General features: G+C 52.4%; 16 protein-coding genes. 7 read left to right on the plus strand and 9 right to left on the minus strand.

What is annotated here, in order from left to right; all coding sequences use genetic code 11:
- Position 1: 1 nt before the first annotated feature.
- The 4 genes from AADB16_RS10790 to gloB all read right to left on the minus strand — a co-directional run bounded on the left by AADB16_RS10790 (position 2) and on the right by gloB (position 5,723).
- Positions 2-1,087, minus strand: coding sequence for a microcin C ABC transporter permease YejB (locus AADB16_RS10790; protein WP_309043425.1), 1,086 nt, complete (start codon positions 1,085-1,087; stop codon positions 2-4).
- 15 nt (positions 1,088-1,102) lie between these two features.
- On the minus strand, positions 1,103-2,944 hold the full coding sequence (locus AADB16_RS10795; RefSeq protein WP_410803193.1) for an extracellular solute-binding protein: 1,842 nt from the start codon (positions 2,942-2,944) through the stop codon (positions 1,103-1,105).
- Positions 2,945-3,064: 120 nt separating this feature from the next.
- Positions 3,065-4,774: a LysM peptidoglycan-binding domain-containing protein gene (locus AADB16_RS10800; RefSeq protein WP_410803195.1), complete on the minus strand. Its 1,710-nt coding sequence runs from the start codon at positions 4,772-4,774 to the stop codon at positions 3,065-3,067.
- A gap of 154 nt (positions 4,775-4,928) precedes the next feature.
- Complete coding sequence (gloB, locus tag AADB16_RS10805; protein ID WP_410803197.1) at positions 4,929-5,723, minus strand: hydroxyacylglutathione hydrolase; 795 nt, start codon at positions 5,721-5,723, stop codon at positions 4,929-4,931.
- A 122-nt stretch (positions 5,724-5,845) separates the two neighbouring features.
- Between gloB and AADB16_RS10810 the strand changes: the two genes are divergently transcribed.
- From AADB16_RS10810 to AADB16_RS10825, 4 genes are all read left to right on the plus strand, one after another.
- Entirely contained in the window at positions 5,846-6,637 is a 792-nt protein-coding gene (locus tag AADB16_RS10810; RefSeq protein ID WP_309043428.1) for a class I SAM-dependent methyltransferase, read from the plus strand.
- A 46-nt stretch (positions 6,638-6,683) separates the two neighbouring features.
- On the plus strand, positions 6,684-7,121 hold the full coding sequence (gene rnhA / locus AADB16_RS10815; RefSeq protein ID WP_298447230.1) for a ribonuclease HI: 438 nt from the start codon (positions 6,684-6,686) through the stop codon (positions 7,119-7,121).
- A gap of 10 nt (positions 7,122-7,131) precedes the next feature.
- Positions 7,132-7,842 carry a DNA polymerase III subunit epsilon gene (gene dnaQ / locus AADB16_RS10820; protein ID WP_410803200.1) on the plus strand — a complete coding sequence of 237 codons (711 nt, stop codon included), beginning with the start codon at positions 7,132-7,134 and terminating at the stop codon, positions 7,840-7,842.
- 226 nt (positions 7,843-8,068) lie between these two features.
- The gene (locus AADB16_RS10825) at positions 8,069-9,775 is read left to right on the plus strand and encodes a chemotaxis protein (RefSeq protein ID WP_410803202.1); all 1,707 of its coding nucleotides are present in this window, start codon (positions 8,069-8,071) and stop codon (positions 9,773-9,775) included.
- A 90-nt stretch (positions 9,776-9,865) separates the two neighbouring features.
- Here the strand turns inward: AADB16_RS10825 and AADB16_RS10830 are convergent, their stop codons facing one another.
- Positions 9,866-10,180 (minus strand): SCP2 sterol-binding domain-containing protein, encoded by a 315-nt coding sequence (locus AADB16_RS10830; RefSeq protein WP_200200748.1) that lies wholly within the window; start codon positions 10,178-10,180, stop codon positions 9,866-9,868.
- A gap of 234 nt (positions 10,181-10,414) precedes the next feature.
- Between AADB16_RS10830 and sohB the strand changes: the two genes are divergently transcribed.
- Positions 10,415-11,479, plus strand: coding sequence for a protease SohB (gene sohB / locus AADB16_RS10835; protein ID WP_410803204.1), 1,065 nt, complete (start codon positions 10,415-10,417; stop codon positions 11,477-11,479).
- 22 nt (positions 11,480-11,501) lie between these two features.
- The gene (locus AADB16_RS10840; protein WP_410803206.1) at positions 11,502-12,500 is read left to right on the plus strand and encodes a YhdH/YhfP family quinone oxidoreductase; all 999 of its coding nucleotides are present in this window, start codon (positions 11,502-11,504) and stop codon (positions 12,498-12,500) included.
- A 61-nt stretch (positions 12,501-12,561) separates the two neighbouring features.
- Here the strand turns inward: AADB16_RS10840 and AADB16_RS10845 are convergent, their stop codons facing one another.
- The 4 genes from AADB16_RS10845 to metH all read right to left on the minus strand — a co-directional run bounded on the left by AADB16_RS10845 (position 12,562) and on the right by metH (position 19,052).
- On the minus strand, positions 12,562-13,068 hold the full coding sequence (locus AADB16_RS10845) for a DUF934 domain-containing protein (protein WP_309043433.1): 507 nt from the start codon (positions 13,066-13,068) through the stop codon (positions 12,562-12,564).
- On the minus strand, positions 13,061-14,713 hold the full coding sequence (locus tag AADB16_RS10850; protein ID WP_410803209.1) for a nitrite/sulfite reductase: 1,653 nt from the start codon (positions 14,711-14,713) through the stop codon (positions 13,061-13,063). The genes AADB16_RS10845 and AADB16_RS10850 overlap by 8 nt, the downstream gene beginning before the upstream one ends.
- Before the next feature lie 369 nt (positions 14,714-15,082).
- Entirely contained in the window at positions 15,083-15,301 is a 219-nt protein-coding gene (locus AADB16_RS10855; RefSeq protein WP_410803211.1) for a DUF2970 domain-containing protein, read from the minus strand.
- Between the two features lie 52 nt (positions 15,302-15,353).
- Positions 15,354-19,052 (minus strand): methionine synthase, encoded by a 3,699-nt coding sequence (metH, locus tag AADB16_RS10860; protein WP_410803213.1) that lies wholly within the window; start codon positions 19,050-19,052, stop codon positions 15,354-15,356.
- A gap of 242 nt (positions 19,053-19,294) precedes the next feature.
- Between metH and nfuA the strand changes: the two genes are divergently transcribed.
- The gene (gene nfuA / locus AADB16_RS10865; RefSeq protein WP_309043437.1) at positions 19,295-19,882 is read left to right on the plus strand and encodes a Fe-S biogenesis protein NfuA; all 588 of its coding nucleotides are present in this window, start codon (positions 19,295-19,297) and stop codon (positions 19,880-19,882) included.
- Positions 19,883-20,075: the final 193 nt, after the last annotated feature.

Consider the following 20,075-nt stretch of genomic DNA (forward strand, 5'->3'; position numbering starts at 1 on the left):
GTTACGCACCCTCCCGACTTTCAAAGTCGATGCGAGGGTCTACAAGCACATAGGTAATGTCGCTGATCAGCTTCAGGGCCAGGCCCATCAAAGTAAAGATAAAGAGAGTGCCGAAAATAACCGGATAATCCCGGTTGAGCGCCGCTTCAAATCCAAGCAAACCAAGGCCATCGAGGGAGAAGATTACCTCAATCAAAAGAGAGCCAGTAAAGAACAGTGAAACAAGAACACCGGGCAGGCTGGCAATTACAATCAGCATGGCGTTGCGGAACACGTGGCCGTAGAGAACCTGTTTTTCATCCAGACCCTTGGCTCTGGCCGTAACGACGTAGTGCTTACCGATTTCATCAAGAAATGAGTTCTTGGTGAGCAGGGTGAGTGTGGCGAAGCCGCCGATCACGTTGGCGGTAACCGGGAGTGCGAGATGCCAGAAATAATCGCCAACTTGCTGATACCAATTCATCTGATCAAAGTTGGAGGACGTTAATCCCCGTAGAGGGAACCAATCGAAGTAGCTACCACCGGCAAAAAGGACGATGAGCAGGATTGCGAACAGGAAACCCGGAATGGCGTAACCGATGACAATGGCTGAACTGCTCCATACATCGAACCGGGAACCGTCTGACACCGCTTTGCGAATACCTAGAGGTATGGAAATGAAGTAGATGATCAGGGTAGACCAGAGCCCAAGCGATATGGACACGGGCATCTTGTCGACAATAAGTTCGGTTACGCTCCGCTCCCGGAAAAACGAATCACCGAAGTTGAAGGTGGCGTAGTCTTTGAGCATTTTAAAGAAACGCTCGTGGGCGGGTTTATCAAAGCCATACATCACTTCGATTTCTTTCAGCATTTCATCAGGAATGCCCCGGGACCCCCTGCTGTCACCGGAAGCACTGGAAACCTCACCACCTGTGTCGCCACCACCCGCACGGGCCAGGGCGCTGCCGCCATGACCTTCCATTTCGGCAATCAATTGCTCAACTGGTCCACCAGGCGCAGCCTGAATGATCACGAAGTTGAGCAGCAGAATGCCGATCAGGGTAGGGATGATCAGCGCAAGGCGCCGAAGTATATAAATGCCCATTTAGCGGTTACGTCCTCAGGGCTCTGCCCACCAATCGTCGAGGTCGGTACCGTTTTTGGGCGTCTTATCCGGATGCTTCAGGTGGCTCCAGTAGGCAACGCGATCTTTAGCAAGGTGCCAGTGTGGTACCACGTAATGCCCTTGAAGTAGCACTCTATCGAGGGCACGTGTGCGCTGTACCAGCTCGTCCCGGTCCGGGGCCTGAATCACCAGGCTTACCAGTTCGTCCACCACTGGATCATTTACGCCGGCATAGTTACGGGAGCCGTTGGTGTCTACAGTAGATGAGTGCCAATACTCGCGCTGCTCATTGCCCGGGGAATCTGACTGGCCGATGGCCTGGGTAATCATGTCGTAGTCGAACTCACGCACGCGTTGAACGTATTGATTGCTGTCTACCAAGCGCACAGACATGTCAATACCAAGGCGGGCGAGGTTGTTTTTGAAAGGCAGTACAACTCGCTCAAAGGTTTTCTGGAACAGCAGAATCTCGAAGGCCAATTGTTTGCCTGTTTCTGTATGAACCATTTTCCCGTCGCGAACTTCGTAACCTGCCGAACGCAGCAGTTCCATCGCTATTCTGAGGTTTCCTCTCAGGCCTTGCTTGCCATCGGTGGAAGGGGCTTCAAACGCCTTGGTGAAAATGTCCTCATCCAATCTGTCCTTGTAAGCCTCGAGTATTTCGAGTTCCCGGCCAGTTGGCAGGCCGGTTGCAGCCAGTTCGCTGTTTTCGAAGTAACTGTTGGTGCGGTCGTATTGACCATAGAACAGATTCTTGTTGGTCCACTCAAAATCGAAAGCGTAAGTGAGTGCTTCCCGTACCAGGGCATCGCTGAACACCTTTTTGCGGGTGTTGAACACGAAGCCCTGCATGCCGGTGGGGCGATGGTGTTCAATGGCTTCGGTAATGATAGTGCCGTTATCGAACCTTTCACCGGTGTAGGCGGTTGCCCAGTTTTTGGCAGAGGTTTCTACTCTGAAATCAAAGCTACCCGCTTTGAAAGCCTCCAGAGCCACGGTGTCATCGGTATAGTAGTCATAGCGAACACGATCAAAATTCAACCGGCCTTTGCGTACCGCAAGATCTTTCGCCCAATAATCGTCCTGCCGCTCATACTCAATTGTGCGGCCTGCTTCAAAACTACCGATACGATAGGCGCCGCTGCCGACAGGTGGAGTCAGGCCGTTCTTTCCAAACTCGCGACCTTCCCAATAGTGGGCAGGCAGAATGGGCATCTGGCCGAGAATCAGCGGTAATTCACGGTTGCTGGTTTCCTGGAAGTCGAAACGGATACGGTGAGGGTTTTCGATAGTGACGTTGCTTACATCCGCATAGTAGTTCCGGTAAAACGGGTGCCCCTTGGTCGTCAGGGTTTCAAAGGAAAATTTCACGTCCTCAGCATTAATGGGCTCGCCATCCTGGAAGCGCGCTGTTTGCCTAAGGTTGAAAACCACATAGCTTCGGTCTTCCGGCGTTTCCAGGGATTCCGCTATGAGCCCATACATGGAGAAAGGTTCGTCTGCTGAGTACTCAAGTAGGGTGTCGTAGAGATAGCTACTGATACCGGCGGCGGAAACCCCGCGAATAACAAAGGGGTTGAAGGTATCAAAACCGTTGGCCACTACGGCCATTTTTAGCGATCCGCCTTTTGGGGCCTTGGGGTTAACGTAGTCAAAATGCCCAAACCCTTGCGGATATTTCGGCGCGCCGTGCATGGCCATACCGTGGACCGGTTGTACCTTGAGCCCTTCTGAGTCGGTTGATGATTCGCTGGCATATAAAGAAATTGGAGAAGCCAGAAAAGCCAGAACTGAAAGAAATGTTGTAAGGCGTGAGGCAGAAAAGGTTCTTGTCATGGGTCTCGCACATTCAGGTGTTTCAAGCCGACGCGGGGGGCATCCTGCCCCGCGCTCCTGTCTGCTAAATTATTATGATTCTTATACTTACTGAAAGTTCCGGCCCTGAAAGGTTAACAATCAGGGGCTGTTCCGGATGTCGACGTAGAGTACCAGACTTTGCCCCGGTTGCAGATAACGGGAGGTATTCAGATCGTTCCAGCTTGCGATGTCGCGCACGTTTACCGAGAAACGATTGGCAATGAGAGCAAGGGAGTCGCCTTTGCGAACGCGGTATCCCACCTTTCGGACCATAGCTTTGCCACGGGTGCTGCCAGCTGAGGCTATAGTGGGTTGTGCGGTATTTGACCAGATCACCAGTTCTTTTCCGGGGATCAGCGGGTCTCCGGGTGCCATACTGTTCCAGGCCGCCACCTGGCGCACTGAAACCCGATGTTCGCGCGCAATATCCCAGAAGGTGTCGCCACGGCGGACAGTGTAACGCAGTTTACTTCCCGACCGCTTTTTGTCCTGTTTGCGCTCAAGCCGCTGGGATGCGCTGAGAGCGTAGGCGTCGGATTTCTTTGAAGCTGAAGGGATCATCAGCCGTTGGCCAATGCGGATTAGGTCGCCGTTGAGGTTGTTGACCTGCTGCAGCACCGCAGGGGTGGTGGAAAACTTTCTGGAGATAGTGTTCAGACTATCTCCGGATTTGACGACATAGTTGCGCCAGGACACTCGTTTTTCTGGTGGAATGTTCGCTAAAGCCGTACGGAAGCTTTCGGCATTCTGGTGGGGCACGAGCAAACGGTGCGGACCTTCTGGAGAGGTCGCCCAACGGTTATAGGAAGGATTAAGCAGATAGATTTCGTCAATGTCGACGCTCGCAAGTTCTGCAGCCTGGGCGAGATCCAGTTGCCCGCCGGTTTCGACGATGTCGAAATAGGGTTCGTCTTTGAGCGTTGGAAGCTCTATGCCGTAGGCTTCCGGGTCATCGAATATCTTTGCCAGCGCAATCAGCTTGGGCACGTAGTGGCGTGTTTCCTGTGGTAATTGCAGCGACCAGAAATCCTCGGGCTTGTTGCTGTTCCGGTTCCGGCGCATGGCAATTGAAACGGTGCCCCCGCCACTGTTGTAGGCGGCCAGTGCGAGTGTGTAGTCACCACCAAAGCGGTTGGTCAGGCGGTCGAGATAGGTGAGGGCAGCATCTGTGGCGGCTATTACATCGCGGCGGTCATCATGCCACCAGCTTTGGGTTAGGCCGAAGTACTTGCCTGTTGAAGGAATAAATTGCCAGAGCCCGGCTGCCCGGCCGTGGGAATATGCAAATGGATCGAACGCACTCTCCACGACGGGTAGCAGGGCGAATTCAGCTGGTAGACCACGTTTCTCTGTTTCATTAACAATGTGGTACAGATACCGGCTTCCGCGCTCAACGACGCGGTTAATGTAGTTCGGATGCCGTGCGTACCAGTTCAGCTGGTCTTCTACGCGCTTGTCATCCACATCGTGGTCGAGCATGAATCCGGCCCTGAGCCGGTCCCACATATCCGCCTCTCCGGCGGCGTCTGCGGTAATGTTCTGTTCAGGATTGTCCAGTTTTTCCCGTGCATCCCGTGCGGCTGCTTTAAGCTCTGGCGCGATTGCGTCGTCCAGCGGTTCATTGCGCACTGCATCACTGTCTTTGCCGGTTTCAACAGACTCCTTAAGCTCTTCATCACCGGCAGCAAGGGTTACTTCCTCAGACTCCATCGGACTTTGAGATGCTGAATCTTGAGACAAATAGAGAGAGCTGCAGCCACCCGCCAAAGCACCGAGAATAAAAAGCAGGGGCAAACGTTTGACCAACATAGGCGGATTCCGAATCTGATATTCCGCTGGGCTTATGTCTAAAAACCCGGCATATTTAATGAGTTACGAGCAAAAGTTTAAAGGATTCTATGGGAGCTCGTTTAATAGGGTCAAGAAACCTCTCGTTACGACAATGAGAGGTTTTGTTAACCGATCAAAAGTTATCTTTACCGTGGCGTATGGCTGCGAAGATCGCACTGTCCGAATCCGCCGGCAGACCTTGCCCGGCAGCGTAGCGTTTGGCCGCACTTACAACCTGGGGATCGTCCCAGCGCAAAAACGGGTTAAGCTGTTTTTCTTCATCAAGTATCGACGGCACAGTTGGCTCACCTGCATCCCGCTTGTCTTTGCACGCACGATCAAAGGCTTCAAGCTTGCTGTCATCAGGTAGCAAGCTGCGGGCGAAGCGTAGGTTTGAAAGAGTGTACTCATGGGCGCAATAAATAGCGGTTTCACCTGGGAGTTCGCGAATAGATTTGAGAGACTCCAGCATCTGGGACGGAGTGCCTTCAAATAATCGGCCGCAGCCAATAACGAAAAGCGTATCGCCACAGAATAGAGCGGGACGTCCATTAATTTTAGTGTCTGTGAAGTAGGCAATGTGATCGAGAGTGTGTCCCGGAACACCCATCACCTGAAAAGTAATGTCTCTCCAAACCACTTCATCGCCCGGATGAACAACGTTGGTGCTACCTTTAAAGGGTGATTCTGCAGGCCCGGTTATACGGCAGTCGTGATTGCCCTGAACGAGGTCCTTGATTCCCCCTACGTGATCAGGGTGGTGATGGGTAACGAGAATGGTGTCCAGTGTCAGCCCCTGTTTTGCAAGGTGTTCCTGAACCGGCTTCGCCTGGCCTGGGTCCACAATCAGGGCTTTACCGGTATCTGTATCGGCAATACACCAGATATAGTTATCGCTGAATGCCGGTATGGCAGAGATGGTGAGCATCAGATGTCCCCGTAAATACTTGGCAAGTGTGGCTAATATGATAGAGCATTAAGGTCGTAGCCCCAACAGCCGGTGAAACCCTGGTATTCAGTCCGTTTATCCAACGCGGGAGTATAGGCAGTGTGAAGAATGCCCAGATGGTTGATTATTCATCAAGGAGCGAGAGCTTTGAAAATTGGTTTCAGACACCGCTTGGGCGCAGGCTTCTAGCAGATCAACGGGCCTTTCTTGAGCAGCGGCTGGAGAGGTTGACTGGAGCGCGGCAACTTCAGGTCGGCGTCAGTCACCGGCTTCCCTTGGCTAATGGGACTGACTTTTCTCAAAAGATCATGACTACCCCCAGTTGTTTTGCCAACATACCTGAGGGCGTGGTTGTGTGCGATGCGGACGAGTTGCCTTTTCCCGGGGACTCCATGGATCTGGTGGTACTCCATCATACTGCGGACTTTTCGCCCTATCCCCATCAGGTTTTGCGAGAGGCTGCCCGAGTGTTGCGAGGTGATGGCAAGATTGCGCTGATTGGCTTTAATCCTGTCAGTTTTTGGGGAGTGCGAAAGTTGATGTCGCGTCATTATGGAGGGCCCTGGGGTGGGCGGTTCCTGTCCCGGGGGCGAATGGAGGATTGGCTTCACTTGCTGGACTTTCAGATTGAAACATCCCTGACCCGATTCTATCGATTGCCTTTGCAGCGCAGTGGTCGCAAAGGGACAGGGGCGCTGGGCGAGCGCATGTCAGGTTACGGGTTTCTGCCGGTTGGTGCCTATTACTGTATCCTTGCAAAAAAAAGGGTGTGTGCCCGGATTCCACGGCGTCATGTTTGGCGACAAAGCAGCGTTCTGGGTCTGTCGGGAAAAGGCACAGTTGGGGCGGCGAGAGGGTCTCCGCAACAGAGCTGCGAGCACTCTGAAGACTGACCGGCCTTATAAGGGCCGCTAAACTGAAATACATGCGGGAGTTTGAATGTCCGGAAAGGTAATTGTGTATACCGATGGCGCCTGTAAAGGGAATCCGGGGCGAGGTGGTTGGGGTGTTGTATTGCGTTATGGTGACGCAGTAAAAACCATGCACGGTGGAGAGCGACACACTACGAATAACCGCATGGAGTTGATGGCTGCAATTCAGGGGTTAAAAGCTCTCAAGCGCGATTGTGAAGTGGAGTTGTACACGGACTCCCAGTATGTACGGAAAGGAATTACAGAATGGCTTTCCGGGTGGAAGCGTAATGGCTGGAAAACTTCTGCAAAAAAGCCGGTTAAAAATGATGACCTATGGCGTGAGCTGGATTCGGAAACGAAGAAACATAAGGTTAACTGGCACTGGGTAAAAGGCCACGCAGGTGTGCCGGATAACGAACTCGCAGACGAGCTTGCGAACAAGGGCGTTGCTGAACTGGATTAATGTGGGATTTATGAGACAGATAATACTGGATACAGAAACAACCGGTATTGACCCGGCACAAGGTCACCGGATCATCGAAATCGGGTGTGTCGAGATGATGGAGCGCAAGCTCACAGGGCGCAACTACCATGTGTACGTGAACCCTGAGCGGGAGATCGAAGCCGAAGCTATCACTATTCACGGGATCACCAACGAATTTCTCGTTGATAAACCCAAATTTGCAGACATTGCTGACGAGTTTTTCGAGTTCATCAAGGGTGCAGAGCTTGTTATTCACAATGCCGCGTTTGACGTGGGTTTCATGGATTCGGAGTTTGGCCGGATCAAACCTGTGCGCAAAACTGCGGACCATTGTGGTGTTGTGGACTCGCTTGCGATCGCTCGAGCGAAGCACCCGGGGCAGAAGAATAACCTCGATGCCCTGTGCAAACGCTACGGCGTTGATAACAGTAACCGCGAGCTTCATGGAGCTCTACTGGATGCCGAGATTCTGGCAGAGGTGTACCTACTACTTACCGGTGGCCAGACAGCTTTGTCACTGGATGCCGGGTCGGAGAATGGAGGCTTGGGCGGAGGTGTTCGCCGGTTGAGCTCAAGCCGTCCTGCGCTGCCTGTTGTTGGCGCTACAGATGCTGAGTTGGAGGCACATCAAGCGTTCATGTCTGCTATGGAAAAGAAAGCAGGTGAAACTGTCTGGAGTAAACTTGAAGGCCTAGAATGAGAACTGTGTCGGCCTGTACTAATTGTTACACGCCAGCCTTGTTGAGGTACTCGAGTTTTATGTTATAAGTAGTGATAAGTACGTCAGTTTTTTCGTGCAGAGTGCACGGGCTCAGGTCAGGAGAGTTTGAGCCGGCTCCATAACAAAAAGGTCTGGCACCCACCCTTGCCGGCCTACAGTTCACTAGGAAGGTGCGGTAGTTTCCGCAGATTAACAGGAAGCGTTTATGGTTCAATCGTCTCTTGCGACGAAATCGCAGTCGTTTGATCTGGTCAAAAGTGAAATAGAGCAGACCATCAAGCAGGCAGAATCCAGTCTTGAGCGCTTTCAGGAAAACCGTGAAAGCGGAGAGGATTTGCAAAACTGCCTGGATTTCCTCAACCAGCTTCGTGGCATCTTTATCCTGGTGGAGCTTCGCGGCGGTACGCTTTTGTGCCAGGAAGCCGTGGCCATGGCCAACGATGTTCCTGTCGGCGCCAACGATGACAAGAACATATTACTCACCACCTTAAGCAATGCGCTGTTTATCCTTCGCCGCTATGTGGAGTACTACCATCAGCAGCGCGCAGATCATCCCGAATTGTTACTGCCTGTTATAAACGAGCTTCGTGAAGCTCGCCGGGAAAAGCCTTATCCCGAGTCCTGCTTTTTTGATGTCGACATAAAAGATCAACGGAATTTTTGCGCTGGTTTAAAAGTTCCTGAGTTTGAGGGTAACGAGGCCGAATACGAAATTGTTGCTCGGCGGATGCGCCTTACTTTTCAGGTAGCTTTGTTGGGTATTCTCAGGGATCGAAACCCCGTGGTGAGCCAAAAGCTCATAAGCCGGGCCGCTCGTGGTTTTGTTCGTTTGTGTCAGGGTGCCCCAATGGGGCAAATGTGGTGCCTCGTTGCTATCGTGGCTGACACCATGCTTGACCGTGCCATGCCGTTTACCAAAGCCCGCAAGCGTACGTTCATGCGCGTTGAAAAGTACTCACGGGAACTGGTGTACGTTGGCAAAGTAGCAACCGCAAAAGATGCGCCGGACTCGCTCATTCGCGACCTGGTATATCTGCTCTACCGCAGTGGCTCCGGCAATCCCGAAGTGACGCGTGTGCTTTCAGAATTCCAGCTCGCACCAGCCGAATTTCCGGATTCCATCCTTGAAGCCCACGCAAGACGATTGTACGGCCCGGGTACAGATGTACTGACGTCGCTATCCGAGGCGCTGCAAGATGAGCTCAACCAGCTGAAAGATAAACTGGATATTATCGAGCGCGGCATAGAGCCGGATCTGGCCGAACTTTCCTCCATTGCAGATGCGCTGGAACGCCTTTCTAACACCCTGGTTATGCTGGACCTTAATCGCCTTGCCACCATAGCCCGCGAAGAAGCAAGTAAGCTCCGCAACTGGGAAGCAGAATCACGGTTGCCTGGAGAGGAAGAGCTTTTCCGCCTTGCGGATTCGGTGCTGGGTATTGAAGACGCTATTATGCAGATCGTCAGCCGGGGCATTACCGCTGAAACTGACGCACTGGCGGGGACCGAGCGCAGCCATGAAGAGTCTATGTACTTCAAGGAAGCCGTGTATGTGGTTGCGGATGAAGCCCGTGGAGCATTAACGCTGGCGAAGCGCGCGATTACCGCGTTTGTGGAGTCGGATTATGACAAGCTTCATTTGGCGAATCTGCCCGCAACCCTGCATAGTATTTGGGGTGGGTTGCAGATGATAAATGATCCGGGCGCTGCCCACGTGCTTGAGCGTGTGGCAGCCTCTATTCAGGAACGCATGCTGGATTCTCGTGAAGCGCCGGGGAACCAGGTTCTGGAAGCGTTGGCGGATGCTCTGACATCCCTCGAGTACTACATTGAGGGGATTGGCAAGCGTGAGGAGAGCAACGTAGATCTGCTTCGTTTGGCGGAAACATCTCTGGATGATGTGGATCTTTAATGGCCGTCTGAAAACTCTTCTTCAGAAAACAAAAAACCCGCGCTAAGCGCGGGTTTTTTTATGAGCTTTAATCTGCTCAACAGGGCCCAATCAGCCCATGTTGAAAAGCTCGCCCAGCTTGGTAGCCAGCATCATGTCGCCTTCAGCGCGCAGCTGGCCAGCCATAAAGGCTTGCATGCCATCGGTTTCGCCGGAAACGATACCCTGAAGAGTTTCTGAGTTCATGATCAGTGTTACAGAGGGATCGTCATGCGGGCCTTCGTGCAGTTTGCATGTGCCGTCTTTGATCACCAGGTGGTGAGTCTTGTCGTCTTCGATATCAAACTGGAATACCAGATCCAGGCCCTGCGCGGCATCTGCGTTGAAGTTCTGCTCGAGCTTTTCAAAGATTTGATCTACAGACATTTGTTTACCCTTTGTTTGGTGGTTGTCTTGTCTTTAAAACTGCTATGTATGCTTGGCTACACAAGCCATCGTTGGCAGCTGCCGGATAGAGCCGACTTCGCTTTCCGACTTTATGGTGAGACTTAACCCCTGTCAAGCCCGATCGAACGCTTGTTTTAATAATTTTGCTCTGCTTATCACCAGAGTTTCGGTAAGTTACACTCTCGTGCTTGCTTAACTCGCTGGAGAAGTGATTTGGAGTTCCTGACAGAATACGGTTTGTTTTTGGCCAAAGTGGTCACCTTTGTTATTGCGGCAGTGGTTGTTGTCTCTATTATTATTGCAGCCACCCATAAGGATAAAGATGGAGAAGATGACGACGGAGAGTTGCAGATCCGTAAGCTCAACGATAAGTACCGTAAATTGCGTGAGTCCATTCAGGCACGCCTGATGACTGAGCAAGAGCAGAAAGCCTGGGGCAAGGCTAAAAAGAAAAAAGAGAAAGCCGAAAAGAAGGCTGAGAAAGCAAAAAAAACGGATTCAGATGAGCCCGAAGCAAAGCCGGCACGGCTTTTTGTGCTGGATTTTGACGGCGATATCAAAGCCAGTGATACCGATCCACTGCGCAGGGCAATCTCTGCCGTGTTGAGCGTGGCCGAACCTGGAAAAGATGAAGTCGTCATCCGGCTGGAAAGCGGAGGCGGGCTGGTGCATTCCTACGGGCTGGCTGCTGCACAGCTTGATCGTATCCGAAGCAAAGGCATTCACTTGACAGCTTGCGTCGACAAAGTCGCGGCAAGCGGTGGGTACATGATGGCCTGCGTGGCAGACCGCATCATTGCGTCGCCGTTTGCGATTCTTGGTTCGATTGGTGTTGTCGCCCAGTTGCCGAACTTCCATCGCCTGCTCAAGAAAAACGACGTCGACTTCGAGATTCTGACAGCGGGCGAGCATAAGCGCACCATGACCATATTTGGTGAGAACACCGATAAGGGCAGGCAGAAATTTCTGTCGGATCTGGAAGACACCCACGACCTGTTCAAAGACTACGTTAGCGAACGCCGGCCAGAGTTGGATATAGCAGCGGTAGCCACCGGTGATATTTGGTTTGGAAAGCGTGCACTGGACGTAAAGTTGATTGATGAGATTAAAACCTCCGACGAATATCTCATTGAAGCTTGTGAGAGGGCAGACGTAGTATCGGTGTCATTCGAGCGCAAAAAAACCTTGCCTGAAAAGCTTGGGCTCGCGACCAGCGCCGCCCTTGAGCACACCGTATGGAAAGTGTTGAGCGCATTTCGCAACCAGAAAATTCAGTAGCTAATAGAGCGTGGAGAAGGCTATGACCAGCAATGTCGAATTCAAAGCCTGGCGAGTTGATGAGCAAGATGGCAACTATAAAGGCACAGAACAGACCCTGAGCACGGCCGATCTCTCGGCGGGCGAGGTGCTGATAAAAGTCAGCCACTCCTCGCTGAACTACAAAGACGCGCTTTCGGCCTCCGGAAACAAAGGCGTTAGCCGGTCGTTTCCGCACACACCCGGTATCGACGCCGCTGGAGAGGTTGTTGAATCTGCCACCGGCGCTCCGACTGTTGGCAGTCAGGTTATCGTAACCGGATACGACCTGGGCATGAACACCGCTGGCGGTTTTGGCGAGTACATCCGCGTACCCGCCGCCTGGTGCGTTGCCACACCTTCTGGTTGGGATGCACAAACCGCCATGATCTACGGCACCGCCGGCCTCACAGCCGGCCTGTGCGTACAAAAAATCCTGACCATGGGTGCCAAGCCAGAACAAGGCAAAGTAGCCGTCTCCGGAGCCTCAGGCGCAGTTGGCAGCGTTGCTGTAGAGCTGCTAGCAAAACTCGGCTTCGATGTAGTCGCAATCAGCGGCAAAGCCGATCATGCCGAAAGCCTCAAAGCCCTGGGTGCCAAGGAAGTACTTGGCCGCGACGCACTGGCCGAAGACAAGAAGCCCATGCTGAAACCGACCTTCGCCAACGCCGTGGATACAGTAGGCGGATCACCTCTTGCTGAACTGCTAAAGCAAATCAAACCCGGCGGTTCCGTATCCTGCTGCGGACTGGTTGCTGGCCCACAGCTACAAACAACGGTGCTTCCATTCATCCTGCGGGGGGTAAACCTGCTGGGTGTTGATTCAGTTGAAATTCCGCTGGCGGACAAAGAATCCGTATGGAAGAAGTTTGCGGGTGACTGGAAGTGCGAGAAGACGGAAGCGTCTGCAAAAAGGATTGGCCGTGCTGAACTGGAAGGTGCGCTAAACGCCTTTCTGAAAGGCGAGTCATCAGGAAAAATCGTTTTAGATCACGCGGTCTAAAACGCTATAGTTTGAACAGTCAGGGCCTTCCGGCCCTGACTGTGGACTCAAACGTTTGAGGTTAAGAAGCCCGACGCCGAAACAACGGCAAATCCGTATCCGTAGCAGCCTGATACCCCTGACTGAAGAAATTCAGACATCGAGCCGCCTTGCGAATATCCTTATCAGGGCGCAGCTCATAAGTATCAAAGCCGCAGCGCTTCATAAACTGAAGCTGATCCAGCAACACATCCCCAATCGCCCGCAGCTCATTCTTGAAGCCAAACCGCTCCCGCAACAAACGGGCAATACTATAACCCCGACCATCACTGAACTTGGGGAAGTTAACCGCAATCATCGGCAGTTCATTCACATAATCTGCCAGAATCTCCGGCTCATCATGACTATCAAGCCAAACGCCAACGTCCTCATTGCCAGCAAAGCGCTCACGGTTTTCAAGCCAAAGATCCGCCGGAATCAACACACGCTTCTGCTCAGGAACATCCAGAGCTTCGCCACTATCAGGGCGGGACACCACATTCCACTGGTTCTGACGGATGCTGCCATCCCGGAAAATAACGTCAGGCATAAACCCGCTCCTTGAAAGGATCAATTCCAACACGACGGTAGGTATCCAGGAATGATTCCTCCTCCGTGCGCTTGTTAACGTAAACATCAATGATCTTGGCGATTACATCCGGCATATCATCCTGAGCGAAAGAGGGCCCCAGAATCTTGCCAATTGTTGCATCGTGCTGTGACGCGCCACCCAAGCTAACCTGATAGAACTCTTGACCCTTTTTATCCACACCCAGAACACCGATGTTTCCAACGTGGTGATGACCACAGGCGTTCATGCAACCGGATATATTCAAATCGATCTCACCAAGATCGTACAAGAAATCCAGGTTATCGAAACGACGCTGAATCGCTTCAGCTACAGGAATAGACTTGGCATTGGCCAGCGCACAGAAATCGCCACCGGGGCAGCAGATAATATCCGTAAGCATGTTCAGGTTTGCTGTGGCAAATCCCATGGGGCCCAACTGCTCCCACAGCTCAAGCAACTGATCCTGGCGGACATCCGCAAGAACCACGTTTTGCTCATGGGTTACCCGTACCTCGCCGAAGCTGTATTCATCGGCCAAATCGGCGATTTGCTCCAATTGGCGATCGGTTACATCTCCAGGTGGAATCCCGGTTTCTTTCATGGTCAGAGAAACAATCGCGTACCCGGGCTTTTTGTGAATATCCACGTTGTATTTAAGCCACTGGTCAAAGCCACGGTTTTCGAACCTTTGCTGGGCGAGAAGTTCCGTTGCGTTGTCCAGGACGGCATAGGCCGGCTCGGTAAAGTAGGCCTTGATGCGATCAATCGCCTCAGGAGTAAGCCGGCTAGGGGAGTCCTTGATGTGAGACCACTCAGCCTCAACCTTCTCCGCAAAGCCCTCAGGCGTTAACGCCTTTACCAGAATCTTGATGCGGGCTTTGAATTTGTTATCACGACGGCCATAGCGGTTATAAACGCGGAGTACCGATTCCAGATAGGTCAGCAGGTCGAGTTCTGGCAGGAACTCACGAATTACCGGAGCCACCATGGGCGTGCGCCCAAGGCCGCCACCCACGTGCACGCGGAAGCCCAGTTCGCCTACTTCATTGCGTACAATCTGAAGGCCTATGTCGTGAACCTGAATGGCCGCTCTGTCGGTTTTCTCGGAGGCATTTACTGCAACCTTGAACTTCCGGGGCAGGTATGCGAACTCCGGATGGAAAGTGGACCACTGACGAATGATTTCGCAGTAAGGCCGAGGATCTGTAAGTTCGTCGGACTGAACACCTGAAAACTGGTCAGTTGTGGTGTTTCTGATGCAGTTACCACTGGTCTGGTTGGAATGCATTTCGACTTCCGCCAACTCGGCAAGAATATCTGGCACATCTTCCAGGTTGGGCCAGTTTAGCTGAATGTTCTGGCGCGTTGTGAAGTGCGCATAGCCCTTGTCGTAGTCCCGGGTAATCCGGGCCAGACGACGCAGTTGAGTAGAACGCAGCATGCCGTAAGGCACACAGATACGCAGCATGGGTGCAAGCCGCTGAACGTAGAGCCCGTTCTGCAAGCGAAGGGGCAGGAACTCGTCTTCTGCCAATTCTCCGGCCAGCGCCCGTTCGGTCTGGTCCCGGAACTGTGCAACCCGCTCGGCGGCCATTTGCCGATCGTGCTCGTCGTATACGTACATAGTAGGAAAGCCCTGGATAGTAGCGTCGTAATGGCATGCGCCCGGAAGCCCGGGCTTATATCTGAAACGCAGGATAACAGTCGCTCCTTATACTAGAAACGATTATTTCAAGATATGTTTATCGATTAAGGTGATAAGGCAGAGTGTTGTGGGCTGGACGAATATCAATTTGCTGCTTTACTGATAGGGAGAAACCAAGGTGAGCGCTCGATGCGCTCAACGTCAACCTGACAGATTCTGCAAATAGGAGCAGGGAATGAAGGATTCGATGCAATCAGACAGCAATATCGACGCTATAGCTGCAGTGGTAATTATCGCACTTGTTGTCGCATTCGCGGTGTTGTGGGTGTCTGGCCAGTAAGGGCTTGACTACCGGCCAGACAGAACAACCTGCACAACCACAATGAGGGTACCAATGAAGAGGCCCGTGAACAGAAGGGCGCCAATCACATAGGGCCATGGGCTGTGGCTGCCGAAATCTTCTTCCCGGCGCTTACTGGACTGAACACCCAGTGCGCCGGCAGCCACAGTTTGTATTATCTTCAAAACACCAGGCCCTTGAGGCTTTTCGCTTTTGTTTTTTTTCATGCCTGCCGTGTCCGCCATAAAAACTCATCCTGATTGGGTGCGACTCTGGGCTTTACTCCGCTGGGTCGTACGCAAGGCTTGGTGCTAACCAGCGCTCTGCTTCCGCTTTTGAAAGACCTTTACGCTCAGCATAGTCTTCAACCTGATCTACGCCAATTTTACCTACCGAGAAAAACTTCGATTCAGGGTGCGAGAAGTACCAACCCGACACCGCAGCCGTTGGGAACATCGCAAAGCTTTCTGTAATCTCGATACCGGTTTGGGCAGTGGCATCGAGTAGCTTGAACAGAGTCGCCTTCTCTGTGTGGTCGGGGCAGGCAGGGTAGCCCGGCGCCGGACGGATACCGTGGTACCGTTCTTTGATCAAATCTTCATTGGCCAGCTGCTCATCGCTGTTGTATGCCCAGAACTCTTTGCGTACCCGCTCATGCATGCGTTCTGCAAAGGCCTCGGCCAAGCGGTCGGCGAGGGCTTTGACCATGATCGCGTTGTAGTCGTCGTTGGCGTTTTTGTACTCCAGCGACATTTCTTCGGCGCCGATACCGGTGGTTACTGCAAAGCCACCAACATAGTCGCAATGCTCAGAACCTTCTTCTGCAACAAAATCTGACAGCGCCATCATTGACTTATTCGGGGCTTTATCATCCTGCTGGCGTAAGTGGTGCAGGGTGGTTAGCTCTTCAGTACGGCTTTCGTCTGTGTATACCACTACATCATCGCCACGGCGATGTGCTGGCCAGAAACCAATTACACCAGAAGCACTTACGCGCTTTTCATCAACCATTTTGCGAAGAATTACCTGAGCGTCGTCAAACAGGCTACGAGCGGCCTCGCCACGCTTGGGGTCGTCGAATACCTGTGGGTATTTCCCAGCTATATCCCAAGAGATAAAGAAAGGCGTCCAGTCGATGTAAGGCTCAAGTTCCTTCAGGTCGTACGCTTCGAACCGACGTATTCCAGTAAAGGTCGGTTTGGGTGGAACGTAGTTATCAAAGTTGATTTCCGGAGCGCGTGCCCGCGCTTCTTTCAGGCTGACGAGCTTGGTACGATCACCGCGCTGCTTGCGGCGCTCGCGGATCATGTCGTATTCCTCACGTGCATCGCTAACCAGCTTAGGCTTGGCGGTTTTGCTGAGCAGTTGTGAAGCAACGTTCACGCAGCGAGAGGCGTCAGACACGTAAAGGGCAATGTCGTTTTTATAGTGGGGCTCAATTTTAACGGCCGTATGTGCCTTGGATGTGGTGGCACCGCCAATCATCAATGGCAGATGGAAATCCAGGCGCTGCATCTCACGGGCAACATGCACCATTTCATCCAGTGACGGTGTGATAAGGCCACTCAAGCCGATGATGTCGACATTGTGCTCTTTGGCCGCCGCCAGAATTTTATCGCTGGGCACCATAACCCCAAGGTCAATCACTTCGTAGTTGTTGCACTGCAGCACTACGCCAACAATGTTCTTGCCTATATCGTGAACATCGCCCTTAACCGTGGCCATCAGGATTTTGCCTTTAGCCTGCTGGTCTTCGGACTTCTCTGCTTCAATAAAGGGGATAAGGTGGGCAACCGCCTGTTTCATAACGCGGGCACTTTTAACCACCTGAGGCAGGAACATTTTACCGTCGCCGAACAGGTCGCCAACAACGTTCATGCCGTCCATCAGTGGGCCTTCGATTACGTGAATCGGGCGCTCTGCCTGCAGACGGCATTCTTCTGTATCTTCGATAATGAAGTTGGTAATACCTTTTACCAGTGAATGCTCTAGCCGCTTGATGACCGGCCATTCGCGCCAAGCGAGATCTTCTTCCTGCGTTTTGCCGCCTTTACCCTTAAAGCGCTCGGCAATCTCGAGCAAGCGATCTGTGGCGTCTTCGCGACGATTGAGCACAACATCTTCTACCAGTTCTTTTAGTTCTGGCTCAATCTCATCGTAAATAACCAGCTGCCCGGGGTTTACGATACCCATGTTCATGCCGGCTTTGATGGCATGGTAAAGAAACACGGAGTGGATCGCTTCACGCACCACATCGTTCCCGCGGAAAGAGAAGGACACGTTGCTCACACCACCTGAAATAGATGCGTGGGGCAGGTTCTTCCGAATCCAGCGACAGGCGTTTATGTAATCCACTGCGTAGTTGTTATGTTCTTCAATACCCGTCGCGATGGCAAACACGTTCGGGTCGAAAATAATGTCCCCCGGATTGAAGCCAATGCCGACCAGAACGTCATAAGAGCGTTTACAAATTTCGGTTTTACGCTCAAAGGTGTCCGCTTGTCCTTCTTCGTCGAAGGCCATAACCACGACGGCCGCGCCGTATCGCATGCAGATCTTTGCGTGCTTGACGAAGGCCTCTTCGCCTTCTTTGAGGCTGATTGAGTTAACGACCGCCTTACCCTGAATACAACGTAGCCCGGCTTCGATAACTTCCCATTTCGACGAATCAAGCATGATGGGAACGCGTGAGATATCCGGCTCAGAGGCAATGAGGTTCAAAAAGGTGACCATCACCTCTTTGGAGTCCAGCATGCCCTCATCCATGTTGATATCGATAATCTGCGCGCCGGTTTCAACTTGATCCCGCGCAACGCTCAGTGCTTCCTCATACTGCTCTTCTTTGATCAGGCGCAGAAAGCGCTTCGAGCCAGTAACGTTGGTGCGCTCACCTACGTTGATGAAAAGGGTGTTTTCGTCACCCGTGAAAGGTTCCAGGCCAGAAAGACGAAGTACTTCCGGGCGTTTCGGAATCTTGCGGGGAGGGTACTTGGCTACGGCTTTGGCCACGGCTTCGATATGCTCAGGGCGGGAACCACAGCAGCCACCAACAATGTTAAGGAAGCCATCGCGAGCAAAACCCTCGATGATTTCGGCCATTTCTTCCGGTGTCTCGTCATACTCACCGAATTCGTTGGGCAGGCCGGCATTCGGGTGTGCGCTAACATAGGTTGTGGCTTTGCCCGACAGTTCCTCTACATACGGGCGCAGGGCCTCTGCGCCCAGTGCGCAGTTTAATCCCACCGAGATCGGCCGAGAATGGGCCACGGAGTTCCAGAACGCTTCGGTAGTTTGGCCGGACAGGGTGCGGCCAGAAGCGTCGGTAATGGTTCCGGAAATCATGATCGGCAGTTCTATGCCACTGTCTTCAAAATATTGCTGAGTAGCGTAAATAGCGGCTTTCGCATTAAGCGTATCGAATATGGTTTCAATCAGGATGATGTCACAACCGCCTTCAACCAAGCCTTCGACCGATTCGTAGTAGTTATCTACCAGGCTCTGGAAATCCGTGTTGCGGAACCCAGGGTTGTTCACGTCTGGCGATAAAGAGGCTGTGCGCGACGTAGGGCCAACCGCGCCTGCCACAAATCTCGGCTTGGAGGGATCTTTGGCGGTATACTCGTCCGCGACTTGCCTGGCCAGCTTGGCGGCCGCTACGTTCAGCTCTTTGGATATCTCTTCAAGGCCGTAGTCCGACTGAGACACGCGAGTTGAGTTGAAGGTATTGGTTTCAATAATATCCGCGCCCGCATCCAGATAATCAGCGTGTATATTACGCAACAGGGCAGGCTGGGTAATGTTGAGCAGGTCGTTGTTACCCTTTACTTCACGATCGTAATCGGCAAACCGGTCGCCCCGGAACGCTTTCTCGTCCAGTTGCAGGTTCTGGATCATGGTTCCCATGCCGCCGTCGAGAATCACAATGCGCTCTTGCAGGGCTTTGTGAAGTTGTTCCAGGCGAGTATTGCGATCGGTCATAGTCAGTATTCCGGATGTCGTCATTAACGGCGTGTTTGGTCCAATGGCGCGGGATCATAGCAAAAATGCTGGCGACAGTCGTAGCTCCGCACCCAGTTATTCTTTACTTGCATCAAGTTCGTGTGCAAACCATATGGTAAGGGAAAGTCACTACCCTGGGAAAGACCAACTAATTTGGTTGGTCTTTCATGTTGCCACGAACTCCCTTAAAATGAATCTAAACTTACCAACGGGTTGATAACATGGCATTGGTTACTGTGACAGATCCCGCACGGGATTATCTTGCACAACTTATCGAAAAGCAGGATGTGGAAGGCATGGGCGTACGAATTTTCGTAACCCAGCCGGGCACTAAAAATGCTGAAACCTGCTTGGCTTATTGCCCACCCAACGAGATTGTACCGACGGATGAGCAAGTAGATCTTGAAAAGTTCACGCTGTATCTCGATCACAACTCTGTACCCTTCCTTGAAGAAGCCTTTGTAGACTATTCCAAGGATCAGATGGGCGGCCAGCTAACGATCAAAGCGCCAAATGCCAAGGTTCCCAACGTTGATGAAAATGCGCCCTTGCCAGATAGAGTGAACTACGTTCTGGCGTCGGAAATTAATCCGAACCTGGCAGCCCATGGCGGTGATGTGTCACTGGTAGAGATTGTGGATGGCTCTGTCGCAGTGTTGCGGTTTGGTGGCGGCTGCCAAGGTTGTTCTGCAGTTAGCCTTACCCTCAAGCAGGGTGTAGAAACCACGCTCAAGGATAGAGTGCCAGAAATTACAGCGGTTCGTGACGTAACGGATCATACGAAGACCGAGAACGCATACTACCAATAAATAGTGCCCGCAGGCTTGGATTCTGGCTGCCACTGTTAGGGTGATCTCGCTTCAAATACCGGGATATCTGCTGCACGCTTCGCAGGTATCCCGGGCGCATGATGCATTTCCTTCCAGCTACACTTTTATTTCTTCTACTGTTTAATTCGACATATCTTTATCATTTCGCTGCCACAGTTGCTGTATAACAATG

The sequence above is a fragment of the Marinobacter sp. KMM 10035 genome (genome assembly GCF_046537445.1).
Lineage (GTDB): Bacteria > Pseudomonadota > Gammaproteobacteria > Pseudomonadales > Oleiphilaceae > Marinobacter > Marinobacter sediminicola.

Coding starts and splice junctions, on each gene's coding strand:
- AADB16_RS10790 (WP_309043425.1), bottom strand. CDS start 1,087: ATGGGCATTTATATACTTCGGCGCCTTGCGCTGATCATCCCTACCCTG.
- AADB16_RS10795 (WP_410803193.1), bottom strand. CDS start 2,944: ATGACAAGAACCTTTTCTGCCTCACGCCTTACAACATTTCTTTCAGTT.
- AADB16_RS10800 (WP_410803195.1), bottom strand. CDS start 4,774: ATGTTGGTCAAACGTTTGCCCCTGCTTTTTATTCTCGGTGCTTTGGCG.
- gloB (WP_410803197.1), bottom strand. CDS start 5,723: ATGCTCACCATCTCTGCCATACCGGCATTCAGCGATAACTATATCTGG.
- rnhA (WP_298447230.1), top strand. CDS start 6,684: ATGTCCGGAAAGGTAATTGTGTATACCGATGGCGCCTGTAAAGGGAAT.
- dnaQ (WP_410803200.1), top strand. CDS start 7,132: ATGAGACAGATAATACTGGATACAGAAACAACCGGTATTGACCCGGCA.
- AADB16_RS10825 (WP_410803202.1), top strand. CDS start 8,069: ATGGTTCAATCGTCTCTTGCGACGAAATCGCAGTCGTTTGATCTGGTC.
- AADB16_RS10830 (WP_200200748.1), bottom strand. CDS start 10,180: ATGTCTGTAGATCAAATCTTTGAAAAGCTCGAGCAGAACTTCAACGCA.
- AADB16_RS10840 (WP_410803206.1), top strand. CDS start 11,502: ATGACCAGCAATGTCGAATTCAAAGCCTGGCGAGTTGATGAGCAAGAT.
- AADB16_RS10845 (WP_309043433.1), bottom strand. CDS start 13,068: ATGCCTGACGTTATTTTCCGGGATGGCAGCATCCGTCAGAACCAGTGG.
- AADB16_RS10850 (WP_410803209.1), bottom strand. CDS start 14,713: ATGTACGTATACGACGAGCACGATCGGCAAATGGCCGCCGAGCGGGTT.
- AADB16_RS10855 (WP_410803211.1), bottom strand. CDS start 15,301: ATGAAAAAAAACAAAAGCGAAAAGCCTCAAGGGCCTGGTGTTTTGAAG.
- metH (WP_410803213.1), bottom strand. CDS start 19,052: ATGACCGATCGCAATACTCGCCTGGAACAACTTCACAAAGCCCTGCAA.
- nfuA (WP_309043437.1), top strand. CDS start 19,295: ATGGCATTGGTTACTGTGACAGATCCCGCACGGGATTATCTTGCACAA.